This window comes from Pseudomonas sp. SK (assembly GCF_012975065.1).
GTDB lineage: Bacteria > Pseudomonadota > Gammaproteobacteria > Pseudomonadales > Pseudomonadaceae > Aquipseudomonas > Aquipseudomonas anuradhapurensis.
The window spans coordinates 3625440-3638496 of sequence record NZ_CP051857.1 but is presented as its reverse complement, the minus strand read 5'-3'; the positions used below and the strand labels follow the sequence as shown (position 1 = coordinate 3638496).

The window sequence follows — 13057 nt, the reverse complement described above, 5'->3', positions numbered from 1 at the left end:
TCAGCTCCGTGGCACAGTGGCGGACTGGGCGCGGGCCTGCAGGGCGGCACGCTCTTCGGGTGACAGCGCCGCGAGCTGGCGGCGCAGCTCGGCGATCTTCAGTAATTGGCCGGGCCGGCTTTCGCCGGCGCGCAGCGCTGCGCCCAGCGCCGCCACGCTCGGGTGGTCGAACACCAGCGCCGGCGCCACCTCCAGTTGCAGCAGGTTGCGCAGGCGGGTGCATAGCTTGATGACGATCAGCGAATGGCCACCCAGGTCGAACAGGCTGTCGTTGATGCTCACCTGTGGGCGTTCGAGCAATTCCTGGTACAGGTCGACCAGCAACGCCTCCAGGGCATCGCGCGGTGGCACCACGAGCTGTTCGCTGGCCGTGCTGTCGCTACTTGGCAGCGCGGTGAAATCGACCTTGCCGTTGGCCAGGCGCGGTAGTTCGGCCAGGCACAGCAGTTGCGCCGGTATCAGGTAGTCCGGCAGGCGACCGCGCAGCTCGGCCAGCAACGCGGCGCTGTCACGCTGGCTGACGGCATGCGCCAGCAACTTGCCGTCGCGGTACTGCACCACGGCCTGGCTGACCCCCTCCAGGGCCAGCAGCGCAGCTTCCAGCTCGCCGGGCTCGACGCGGAAACCGCGAATCTTGATCTGCTGGTCGACGCGCCCGGCCAGGTGCAACTGGCCGTTGGCCGCAAGGCGCGCCAGGTCGCCGCTGCGGTACAGGCGCTGGCCGGGTTGCAGCGGGTCGTCGATGAAGGCGTCGGAGGCCCGGTTCAGGTAGCCGCGGCAGACCTGCGCCCCGCCAATGTACAGCTCGCCCAAGGCGCCGATCGGCGCTGGTTGCAGGCCGGTCGGGGAAGCTTGCAGCAGGCGCACCCAGGTGTTGGCCAAGGCCTGTTCCAGCGGCAGCGGGCTGCGTGGGTCAGGCGTCTGGTCGAGGCTGTAGAGGACGCCGACCGTGGTTTCGGTGGGGCCGTAATGGTTGTGTACGCGGCTGGCCGCGGCCAGTTGGCCGATGCGCTGACGCAAGGCCGCAGGGCAGGCCTCGCCGCCGAGCACCAGCACCTGGGGCAGGGCGATGGCTGGCTGGCCGTCGAGCAGCGCTGCCAGGTGCGACGGCACGATTTTCAGGCAGTCGATCTGCCCGTCTTCGAGGAAGCGGGCGAAGGCGTTGGCATCCCGGCTGGCGTGGTCGTCCGCCAGCACCAGGCAAGCGCCGGTCCACAGCGCGGCATACAGGGTGGTATTGCCCAGGTCGGCGGCCACCGAGGAGATCAAGGCGAAGCGCTTGCATTGCCCCAGGCTCAGCGCCTCGCTGACCGCGGCGGTGTAGTTGAGCAGTTGGCCATGTTCGATCACTACGCCCTTGGGCTCGCCGCTGGTGCCGGAGGTGTACAGCAGGTAGGCGGCATCATCCAGGGCGATGTCGCTGCTGGCTAGCGCACCAGCAGGGGCTTCGAGCAATTCGCCGAGGGCGATGCCCTGCGCGCCGCCGATCACCAGCTGCGGCTGGGCGTCGGCCAGGATCCGCTGCTGGCGTGCCGCTGGCCAGGTTGGGTCCAGCGGCACATAGGCGGCGCCCGCGCGCATGACCGCGAGCAGCGCCAGCAGCAGTTGCGCCGAGCGCGGCAGCAGCAGGGCGACGGCCGCACCGCGACCGATGCCGCGCGCCTGCAGCACGGCTGCCAGGTGTTCGACCTGGCCATGCAACTGGCCGTAGGTCAGGCTGAGCGCGCCGTCCTGCAACGCCGCTGCATCCGGGGTACGCTGTGCCCAGTGGGCCAGGCGCGCGATCAGCGGGCGGCTACCGAAGTCGCGCTGCGGGCCGCGCAGGCGTTGCTGCAAGGCCTGGTGCGCCGGCGGGCTCAGCGGCAGTTCGAGAAGGGCACGCTGGGATGGTTGTTCGACCAGTGCCTGCAGCAGGTGCAGGTATTGCTCCAGCAGGCAGCGCAAATCGGCCTCGGCGTAATGCGCGGTAGGCGACTGCACGCTCAGGGCCAGTACCCGCTCCTGCGCGTCGAGGGTGGCTTGCAGTGCCAGGGCGAAGCCCACATCGGCGCCGGGCAGGGCATCGACCGACCAGTGCAGGCCGCCGCTGGCGAAGGGTGCGGTGTCGCGCACCAAGGTGAAGCCGACCGTGCGCTGCAGGGTGTGCGCAGGGTCGTTGACGTGCCAGTACTCCTGCTGCTGGGCGTGGCCGTCGAGCTGTTCGGCCAGTTGCTGCAGCCAGGTGCCGAAGGGCTGATCGAGCTGCGGTGCCAAGGCCAGCGGCAGGATTTTTTCGTAGGCGCCGATGCCGTTGGCCAGGGCGTCGTACTCGAAGCGGCAGTCCTGTTGCCAGCCGCCGATGAACCTGGCGTCACCGCCAATGCGCGCCAGCAACGCCCACCAGGCCGCCTGCAGCACGCTGCCCACGCTTTGCTCGCTGCGTTGCGCCAGGTGTTCCAGCTGCGCTTGCAGGGCCTCGGACAGGGCTTGTTGAACAGCGTTGCCTGGCGCCTGCGCAGCGGGCTCGCGCAGGCCGCCCAGGCGCACCGGCGCCAGCCCCTCCAGGCCCAGGCCGGCCCAGTAGGCGCGCCCGGCAGGGGCTTCTTCGTCGGCGTCGAGGTCGTTGCGCCATTCTACGTACTGGCTGTACTGGAACGGCTCCTCCAGGGCCGCGTCGGGCTGGGCGTACAGCGCTGCCAGTTCGCCCAGCAGGTTCTGCAGGCTCAGCCGGTCGGCGGCACAGGCGGCGACATACAGGTCAAGGCGCCACTGGTCGGCACCCTGCGGACGCAGGATGGCGCGCACCAGGCAGCCTTGCTCGACGGCCTGTGGCTGGGCGGCCAGGGCCTGGGCCTCGGCGTGCTGCGCAGTACCCAGCAGGTGCCAGTCGAGGCTGGCCGGGACCGTGCTCTGGCGCAGGCTGCGGTACAGCGTCGAAGGGCGCAAGGCCACGCGCAGGCTGGTGTGGCGCTGGATAACCTGCAGCAAGGCTTCGTGCAGGCGGCTTGCCTGCAGCGGCCCGGCAAGGTTCAGCCCCAGGTGCAGGGGCGCGCGGCCGAGCTGTACGGCCAGGGCCTGTTCGGCGCTCAGTGGCAGGTCGTGGTTCAATTCCATGGCGTCGTTCATCGTGTGCTTTAGTCCTGCAGTTCCGTTGCGTTGTGGCGGGCGGCCAGCCGGGCCGGTTCATGCATGTCGCCCATGGCGACGGCGATCTTGCGTGGGCCTTCGTACGGGTCGCGGGCGTGGGCGGCAATCAGGTTGTCGAGCATCACCACATCGCCGCGCTGCCAGTCGAAGCGCACCGCGCAGGCTTCGTAGAGGCGGCCGATCAGGGCCATGCTGGCGTCGTCGATCGGGCTGCCGTCGCCGAAGTACACCTGGCGCGGCATGCGTTCGGCGCCGACCATCTTCAGCAGGTCTTCGCGCACCTGGGCGTCCAGGCAGAAGCTGTGGTGCAGCTGCAGCTGGTTGAAGAAGCTGCGTTCGCCGCTGAGCGGGTGACGGATCACCGCCGGGCAGCGGGTGCGGGTTTGCAGCTCGTCATTGGCCAGCCAGCGGAATTCGGTATCGCTGGCCCGGCACAGGGCCTCGACTTCGTCGCGGCTGTCGGTCTTGAAGAACGCCCGCCAGTTGACGTCCAGCCGTTCGGTGAAGGTGCGCACATACAGCAGCCCCTTGCGCTCGAAGGCCGCGGCCAGTTCGGCCGGCAGTTGCCGGTACAGCTCGCGGCAGTCGACGATCGGCGTGGCACCGCCGACCGGCGACGGTTGTTCGCAGTAGAACCACTGCTTGCGCGGCGCGCGGGGCAGGTGCGAACTCTCGTTGTGGAACAGGATCATTTCCCGCTCCGGGTAGGGCGTGGAGCGGTAGATGTTGCGCCCGCCTTCCTTTTTCGGCAGGTCGCCATAACCGCCGAACAGGCCGGGGTGAATGGCTTCGGCAAAGGCTTCGAAGGCTTTTGCGTCGTCCAGGGCGAAGCCGCGGAACAACAGGCCACCGTGCTGGCACAGCAGGGTGTCGATCAGGTCGCGCGAGCTTTGCGCCCAGCCCACCGGGTCGAGGTCGGCGGCCAGCGGTTCGATCACCAGCGGGAAAGTGCGGCCCGCTTGCAGCGGTGAGGTACGAATCAATGGCCGCGGTGCAGAGGCCCGGGCCGGGAGTTTTTTCAGCTTGTCGAGCTTGCTGGACGAGGGGGCGGGTTTTGCCAAGGCCGGGGTCTCCACGAGGGGCAGCGTGACGGTGAAATGGGCAAGGGCGGCGTGCGGCTGCTCCACCACTTGCTGCAGCAGGTTCAGCCAGGCGCCGATCAGCGCGTCGATGCGCTCGCCCTTGAACAGGGCGCGGGCGTATACCCAGTCGCCGCGCATGACGTCGCCGTGGCGTTCGAGGAACAGCGCCATGTCGAACTTGCTGGTGCGCTCGGCCGCAGGTTGCATGCGCACCTCCAGGCCAGGGATGGAGAAATCGCCCGACGGCGTGTTCTGCAGCACGAACAGCGCCTGCACCAGCGGGTTGCGACTGCGCTCGCGCGGTACTTGCAACGCCTCGACGATGCGGTCGAACGGCAGCGCCTGGTGTTCCAGGGCCTGCAGGCAGGTGTCGCGGGTGCGGCCGAGGAACTCGCGCAACGTCTCGCCAGCCAGGCGCCGCGAGCGCAGCGGCAGGACGTTGACGAAGAAGCCGATCAGGCCATCGAGGTGGGCGTGCTCGCGGCCAGCCACGTCGGTACCCAGCAACAGGTCGTCGGCACCGGTGATGCTGTGCAACAGCAGCTCGAAGCTGGCCAGCAGCAGCATGTACAGGCTCACGCCTTCGGCCAGGGCCAGGGCCTCGAGGCGCGCCAGCAGCGGCGCGGGGATCTCCAGCGCCCTGGCGGCGCCGCGGGCGTCGGCCTGGGCCGGGCGTGGCCAGTCGCAGGGCAGGGCCAGCACCTGGGGCGCACCTTGCAGCTGCTGCTGCCAGAAGCTGACCTCGCGCTGCAGTACTGCGCCCTGCAGGTATTGGTGCTGCCAGGCCGCGTAGTCGGCGTATTGCACGGGCAGTGCGGGCAGCGCCGCCGGTTGCCCTGCGCGCAGGCTTGCGTAGAGCTGGCTGAACTCGTTGACCAGCACGCCCACCGACCAGCCGTCGGCGACCATATGGTGCAGTGCCAGCAACAGCAGGTGCTGGTGCTCGCCAAGCTTGAGCAGCCGCGCCCGGATCAGCGGTGCCTGGCGCAGGTCGAACGGCAGGCGCAGGTTGTCCAGGCTTTCCTGTTCGGCCACTTGCTGGCGCTGGGCGTCATCCATCGAGCTGAGGTCGCGCAGGTTGACCTCCAGCTCAAGCTGCTCGGCGATGCGCATGACCGGTTCGCCGTCGATGTCGTGGTAGGCGCTGCGCAGCACTTCATGGCGGGCGAGCAGGGCATTGAAGGTGGCACGCAGCGCCGCCAGGTCCAGTTGCCCGTTCAAGCTCAGGCTGGCGGCCATGTTGTAGGACGCCGAGGGGCCGTGCAGGCGGTCGACCAGCCACAGCCGCTGCTGGCTCAGCGACACCGGCATGTGCGCCTGGCGCGGCACCGGCAGCAGCGCCGGGCGCGCCGTGCCCGCCGCAGGCGCGGCGGCCAGGGCGTCGAGGCGCTCGGCCAGTTGCCACAACAGCGGCGCCTCGAACACGCTGCGCAGCGGCAGTTCCACGGCGCAGCGCTGGCGCAGGCGGGCGATCAGGCGGGTGGCCAGCAGCGAATGCCCGCCGGCTTCGAAGAAGTGGCTGTTGCGCCCCAGCGGTTGCGCGGGCAGCAGCGCGGCCCACAGCTCGCCGAGCAATTGCTCGTTGGCGCTGACCAGGGGCTCGACCTCGGCGTGCTGCAAGGTTGGCAGCGGCAGGGCCTTGCGGTCGACCTTGCCGTTGGCGTTGGTCGGCCAGCTGTCCATCGCCACCCACAGCGACGGCACCATGTACGCCGGCAGGCTGTCGCGCACATGCTGGGCCAGCTGGGCGTCGTTCAGCCGATGGCCGCTGCGGCCTTGCCAGTAGCCCACCAGCAGGTCGCTGCCGCCGAGTGTTTGCAGGCTGACCATGGCCCGCAGGACGTCGGGGTGGCGCTCCAGGTGCGCCTCGATCTCGCCAGGCTCGATGCGGAACCCGCGCAACTTGAGCTGGAAATCCTTGCGCCCGAGGTACTGCAGCACGCCGTCAGCGTCCCAGCGGGCCAGGTCGCCACTGAGGTACAGGCGGCTGCCCGGCGTGCCGAACGGGTTGGGGATGAAGCTGGCGGCGGTGCGCGCCGGGTCGGCCAGGTAACCGCGGCTGACCCCGATGCCGCCAATCGCCAGCTCACCGACCACCCCGGCGGCGACCGGTTGCAGGTCATGGCCCAGTACATACAGCTCGGCATTGGCGGTGGGCCGGCCGATGGCCACGCTGGCGTCTGGCCCCGGGGCCTGGTACAGCGGCTGGAAGGCCACGTCATCGGAGCATTCGGCCGGGCCATAGGCATTCATCAGCGGGATGTGCGGGTAGTGGCGGAACCACAATTGCGCGGTGGCGACCGGCAGTGCTTCGCCGGTCGGTATGACCCAGCGCAGATGCGGCAGCGCCGCTGGCTGGCCGTCGAGGTTTTCGAGCATCGCCTGGAGCAGTGCCGGTACCGGTTCGAACAGGCTCACGCGGCGCTCGCGCAGCAGCGCCAGCAGGGCCTGCGGATCGCGCACCAGCGCATCGCCGATGATCTCGACACAGGCGCCGAACAGCGGCGCGGTGAGGGTTTGCCAGACCGAGATGTCGAAGCACGCCGGGGCCGTCTGGGCGATCACGTCGTCGGCGTTCAGGCCCAACGGCTGCACCTTGGCCAGCATGTTGTTGAGCATGCCGGCGCGCGGCACCATCACCCCTTTGGGCTGGCCGGTGGAGCCAGAGGTGAACAGCACGTAGGCCAACTGTTGCGGGCGTGCCGGCTGCTGCGGCAGCCGGCCGCTGGTGCTCAGCTGCAGCAGCTCCGACGGCAACGCACGGCGGCCCTGGTAGACGCTGGCCAAAGGCTCGGCACAGGCCTGGCTGCAAACCACCAGCGGCTGCTCCAGACGCGCCAGCACCTGCTGCCAGCGCGCCGGCGGCTGCGAGGGCTCCAGCGGCAACCAGCCACAACCGGCACGCAGGGTCGCAACCATCAGGCAGAACCATTCGATGCCGCGCTCGGCCAACAAGGCCACCGGCTGGTCGGGCTGGGCGCCCAGGGCTTGCAGGCCCCGCGCCAGGTGCTCGGACTGCTGCCATAGTTCGGCATAGGTGAGCGTTTGCTCGGCGCAGCGCGCGACGATGCGTTCGGGGTGCGCAGCGACCTGGGCTGCCACCCGTGCTTCCCAACTTTGCTCAAGGTCGTAGTCCGCCGGGTGGCGGCCCCAGTCGAGCAGGCGCCGATACTGGTCCGGGCTGAGTGTGGTGAGTTGTTCCAGGCGGGTGTCCGGTGGGCTGTCCAGCATCTGCAGCAGGTTCAGCAAGTCGTCGCTCAGGCGCGCCAGCGCGGCAGCGGGAAAGCGCTGGGCATCGGCGCTGAACAGCACCTCCAGGCAGCGCCCGGGCAGCACTTCGACGGTCAGGCCGTAACTGGTCTGTTCGAGGTTGTCGAGGACCTTGAAGGTCAGCTCGCCAGCCTGCAACTGACGCTCGCTGAGCGCCGGCAGGTTCTGGAATACCAGCAGGGTGTCGAACAGCCCGGCACCGCGCGGGTGCTGCTGGAGGATCTGCGCCAGCGGTGTCTGCTCGTGTTCGCGCATGGCCACGCTGGTGGCTTGCACCTGCTGCAGGTAGTCGCCGAGGGCCATGCCGGGGTCGATGCGCAGGCGCAGCGGCAGGGTATTGATGAACACACCGAGCATCTGCCCAGCATCGGCCAAGGCATCCGGGCGGCCACTGCTGGTGACGCCGAACATCACCTCGGTGTGGTTGTTGGCGCGGGCCAGCAACAGGCCCCAGGCAGCTTGCATGAGGGTGTTGAGGGTGACTCGGCAGGCTTTGCCGAGGGCGTTCAGGCGGCTGCTGTGGGCTTCGCTCAGGCGCAGGCTGCGGCTGTGGTAGCGCGGTTTGTGCTCGGGGTCGGCCGGGTTCAGCGCCGGCAGCGTGCCGACGCCTTCGAACTGCGCCAGGTGTTGCTGCCAGTACTGCTGGCTGTGCTGGTGCGGTTGCGCGGCGAGCCAGGCGATGTAGTCGCGGTAAGGTGGGCGCGACGGTACGGCAAGGCCGTTGTAGCGGGCGAGGATTTCCTCCATCAGCAGCACCGAGCTCCAGCCGTCGGCAATCAGGTGATGACGGCTCCAGATCAGCCAGCTGTGCTGCGTGTCGAGGTGGATCAGGGCCAACCGTTGCAGCGGTGGGCGCTGAGGGTCGAAGCCTTGGGCTCGGTCGGCCTGGCAGTAGGCGTCCAGGGCCTGCTGGCGTTGGCTCGGGTCCAGCGCGCTCCAGTCCAGGCGCTGCACCGGCAGGGTGAGACCACTGCACACGCCTTGCACTGGCTCGTCCAGGCCTTGCCAGAGGATTGCCGTGCGCATCAGCGGATGGGCGGCGAAGGTGGCATGCCAGGCAGCGAGGTAGCGCTCGGCGTCCAACGGGCCTTGCAGCTCGGCCTGCAGCTGGTTGACGTAGACCCCGCTGGCACCTTCCAGCAGGGTGTGGAACAGCAGGCCTTTTTGCAGCGGCGACAGCGGGTAGGCGTCCTCCAGCGGGGTACCGAGCAGCGCTTGCAGCGGTTGCCGCTGTTCGACGCTCAGCGATACCGAGAGGGTGGCTGGTGGTAGCGAGGGCGTTGCCACAGCTGTGGGTTGGGCTGCTTGGCGCTGGGCGAGGAGCAGGGCCAGGGCGTCGACCCGCGGCTGGGCGAACAGCTCTTTGGGGCTGAACTTCAAGCCCAGCTTGCGCGCCTTGGCAATCACCTGCAGGGCGATGATCGAGTCGCCGCCGGCGCTGAAGAAGTCGTCCTGGCGAGTGAGTTCGGGGCGCTCCAGCACGTCGCGCCAGACCCCCAGCAACTGGGCTTCCAGGGCTTTGAGCGGCGAATCCAGGGTGGCTGCGAGGCGGGCAATGGTGGGGTGGGCAAAGAAATGCCGGGGGCTGAACTTGAGCTGTTGCTTGCGCGCCTTGGCGATCACTTGCAGGGCCATGATCGAGTCGCCGCCCAGGGCGAAGAAGTCGTCATGGATCGACAGCGCCGGTTTGCCCAGCACCTCGCACCAGAGTGTCAGCAGCAGCGCCTCGACTGGGTCGCGCGGGGCACTGTGCGCCTGCGCAGGGGCTGGCTCGGGCGCCGGCAGGGGCAGGTTGTGCCGGTCGACCTTGCCGTTGCCCAGGCGCGGCAGTTGCTCGAGTTCGACATAAACGCTCGGTAGCAGTGGTTCGGGCAGGCGCTCGGCCAGTTGCTGGCGCAACTGCGCCCGGTCCAGCGCGGGTTCAGCCACCAGGTAGGCAACCAGCCGTGGCGCTTCGCCTTCAGCCAGGGCGCGCGCCAGCACGGCTGCTTCGCGCACACCGCTGCAGGCGCGCAGGCAGGCTTCGACCTCGCCCGGCTCGACCCGGAAGCCGCGGATCTTGACCTGGTCGTCGATCCGCCCCAGGAACTCGATGGCGCCGCTGGCCAACATGCGCACGCGGTCGCCGCTGCGGTACAGGCGCTGGCCATTGCCGGCGAACGGGTCGGGCACGAACTGCCGGGCGGTCAGGCCGGGTTGGCCGAGGTAGCCGTCGGCGACCCCGGCGCCACCGATGTACAACTCACCGATGCTGCCCAGCGGCAGTGGCGTGAGGTGCGCATCGAGCACATGCACCTGCACGTTGTCCAGCGGCAGGCCGACCGGGGCGAAACCGGAAAGGCTCGGGGCTTCGTCCTGCACGGCGTGGGTCAGGCAGCCAACGGTGGTTTCGGTGGGGCCGTAGTGGTTGACGATGCGGCAGCTCGGGGCAAGCTGCTGCAGGCGCTGGACCAGCGCCAGGTCGAGGCCTTCGCCACCGAGCACCAGGCACTGGCGCGGCAGCAGGCGGTGTGGCTCGGCCACGGCGAGCAGGGCGGCCAGGTGCGAGGGCACGATCTTCAGGCAGTCGACCGGGTTGGCTGCCAGGTACTGGGCGAGCTCTTCCGGGGCGCTGGCCAGTTCGTCGCTGATCAGTTGCAGGGTGCGGCCGCTGAGCAGCGCACCGAACCAGGCGGTGTAGCCCAGGTCCGCGGCGACGCTGGCCAGTGCCGTCAGGCTGGCTTGCGGGCTCAGGGCCAGCGGCTTGAGTACGGCTTGGGCATAGTGCGCCAGGTTACCCTGGGTCACCCGCACGGCCTTGGGCGTACCGGTAGAGCCGGAGGTGTAGATCAGGTAGGCCAGCTGCTGCGGGTGGCCGGCGGTGTGCGCCTGGCTTACCGCCGGGGCCAGGCCATGCAGGGTATGCGTGGGGTCGATCAGTACGCTGGCGCCGCTGTTGTCGAGCAGCTGGCGCTGGCGCTGCGCGGGCAGGCCCGGGTCCAGGCACAGGTAGGCGGCGCCGAGCTTCCAGCTGGCCAGCATCGCCGTGATCAGCGCGCGGCTGCGCGGCAGGGCGATGGCGACGATGTGGCCGGCAGCGGCACCGGCCTCGCCCAGGCGTGTGGCCAAGGCGTTGGCGGCCTGGTCCAGTTCGCTGTAGCTCAGGCTGCCGTCGGCATCGCGCAGGGCAATGCGCTGGCCATGCGTCTGCACCTGGTGCTCGAAGGCGGCCAGCGCCGTGGCGAAGGTGGGCGGCTGGTCGGCCCCGGCGCGGTGCGCGCCGTTGGCCGGCGGCGTCGCCGGCAACTGGTGAACAGGTGTGTCGACCTGCGCCAGGGCGATGCCGGCGAACCAGGCGAAATCCTCGGCCAGGCGGGCGATACGTGCGGCGTCGAACAGGTCGCTGCGATAGCGCCACTGCGCCAGCAGTTGCACGCCGTCGTCCTGCCAGCGCAGGTTGAGTTCGTTGGCGGCGCCGCGCTGGGTGAACAGGTGCTCGCGCAGCGTGTACTCGGCGAAGGCGGCGTCACGCTGGCTGGGCATGTAGGTCATCATGCACTGGAACAGCGGGCCGCCGACTTCCTGCTGCAGGCGCGCCGCCGGGTAGCGGCGATGGCGCAGGCCCTCGCGCATTTGCTGGGCGGTGTCGCGCAGGCATTCGGCCAGGCTCGGGGCATGCGCGAAGCGGGCGCGCAGCGGCAGGCTGTTGAGGGTGAAACCGATCAGTTGCTTGTAGCGCGCCCTGTGCCGGTCCATGGTCGGCGTGCCGATGAGGAAATCGTCCTGGCCGGTGTAACGGTGCATGAACATCTGGAACAGCGTGGCCAGCACGACGTACAGGCTGACGCCCTGGGCCTCGGCGAGCTGGCGCAGCTGGCTGCTGAGGGCCGGTGCGAGCAGGTACTCGATTTCTTCACCGGCGAAGCCGGGCGTGCGCGGGCGTGGTCGGTCGGCGGGCAGCGCCAGTGCCGTCGGGCTGCCGCTGAGCTGGTTGCGCCAGTAGCTGGCTGCCGCCTCGAGCTTGTCCTCGGCGAGTAGCGTGCGCTGTTCGTCCAGCCAGTCGAAATACAGGCCGGCCGGCGGCAGGACCAGAGCCTCGCCGCTGAGCGCTGCATGGTAGGCGGCGAAGGTCAGCTTGAGCATCCATTCGACGCTGAGGAAATCCCCGCTGATATGGTGGGCCGCCATGCACAGGTACAGGCGGCCCTGGCTTTGCAGCAGGTCAAGCCGGCAGATGTTCGCCGCAGCCAGGTCGAACGGCTGGTCGGCGTGTTGCGCGATCCAGGCGGCGACGCCGGCGCTGTCCAGGTCGTCGATACGCTCGATGCGGGTGTTTACCTGGATGTGCTCCGGGCGGTACATCCACAACTTGCCATCCTGCTCGCGGTAGCCGCAGTGCAGGGTCTCGCAGTGCCTGACCACCTGGGCGAAGGCCTGGCACAGGGTGGCCGGATCGAGGTCGGCGCGCAGCTCGCGTGCGGCGACCATGTTGTAGGCCGGGCTGGCCGGGTTGAGCTGATGGTACTGCCACAGCGCCTGCTGGCCGGCGCTGGCCTCACGCAACGGCTGGGAAGTGGTCATGGGCGGCACTCCTGGGCGGGTTCGGCCATGGCCACGATCACTTGCCGTGGCCCTTTGAAACTGGCGCGGCCATGGGCCACCAGCATGTTGTCGAGCATCAGCACGTCGCCCTGCTGCCAGGGGAAACGCACGGTGCATTGCTCGAGCACGCCGCGGATCTCCGCCAGCGCGCTTTCTTCCAGTTCGCTGCCGTCGCCGTAATAGACGTTGCGCGGCAGGTCGAGCGGGTCGTCGACCACCGCCAGCAGGCTTTCCCGCACGGCAGCTGGCAGGTTGGACACGTGGAACAGGTGCGCCTGGTTGAACCAGACCCAGTCCTGCGTGACCGGGTGGCGAGCGCTGGCCTGGCAGACCTGGCGGGTGCGCAGTTCACCGTCGTCCTTCCACTCGAAGGCGATCTGGTTGGCCCGGCAGTAGGCCTCGGCCACGGCGCGGTCTGCGCTGTTGAAGGCCTGTTCCCAGGGCAGGTCGAGACCGTTGCCGTAGTTGCGTACGTACATCAGGCGTTTGCTTTCGAAGCGCTGGCGCAGGGCCGGGTCGAGCTGCTGGAAGATGCGCCGGCTGTCGGCGATCGGGGTTTCGCCACCTTCAGCGCTGGGCTGTATGCAGTGGAACCAGATCTTCATCGGCCACTGCAGGGTGTAGGACTGCTCGTTGTGCAGCGGGATGACCTGGTGCGCGGGGTATTCGGTGGAGGTATACACCCCTTGTTCGATCGCCTTGCGCGGGGTGGAGCCGAATTCGTAATTGAGCAGCGGGTGACCGAAGCTGCGCACCAGCGCCTGGAACGCCTGTTCGCCCAGCACTCCGAAGCCCCGCAGCAGCAGGGCGCCGCTTTCGTGCAGGCAGTCGTTGGCCAGCGCATGCAGCGCCGCGAAGTTCCCCGCACCGGGTTGTGCCGGCTCGACCAGCAGCGGCAGGGCGCTGTCTGGCAAAAGTGCTTGCACCGACAGGCCATTGCCCGGCCCGACACCTCGTCCCATGAGTTGCTCCTTTTTATCGTGGTAGTCACAGCAAAA

General features: G+C 69.1%; 3 protein-coding genes. All 3 read right to left on the bottom strand.

The annotated features are described in order from the left end of the window. Genes HG549_RS16825 through HG549_RS16815 form a run of 3 tightly spaced genes read right to left on the bottom strand, consistent with a single transcriptional unit; the run spans position 1 to position 13021 of the window. The gene (locus tag HG549_RS16825) at positions 1-3105 is read right to left on the bottom strand and encodes an amino acid adenylation domain-containing protein (RefSeq protein WP_170030677.1); all 3105 of its coding nucleotides are present in this window, start codon (positions 3103-3105) and stop codon (positions 1-3) included. An 8-nt stretch (positions 3106-3113) separates the two neighbouring features. Continuing rightward, the gene (locus HG549_RS16820; protein WP_170030675.1) at positions 3114-12038 is read right to left on the bottom strand and encodes a non-ribosomal peptide synthetase; all 8925 of its coding nucleotides are present in this window, start codon (positions 12036-12038) and stop codon (positions 3114-3116) included. Then, positions 12035-13021 carry a TauD/TfdA family dioxygenase gene (locus HG549_RS16815; RefSeq protein ID WP_170030673.1) on the bottom strand — a complete coding sequence of 329 codons (987 nt, stop codon included), beginning with the start codon at positions 13019-13021 and terminating at the stop codon, positions 12035-12037. Before HG549_RS16815 ends, HG549_RS16820 begins: the two co-directional genes overlap by 4 nt. Between the last annotated feature and the right edge of the window lie 36 nt (positions 13022-13057).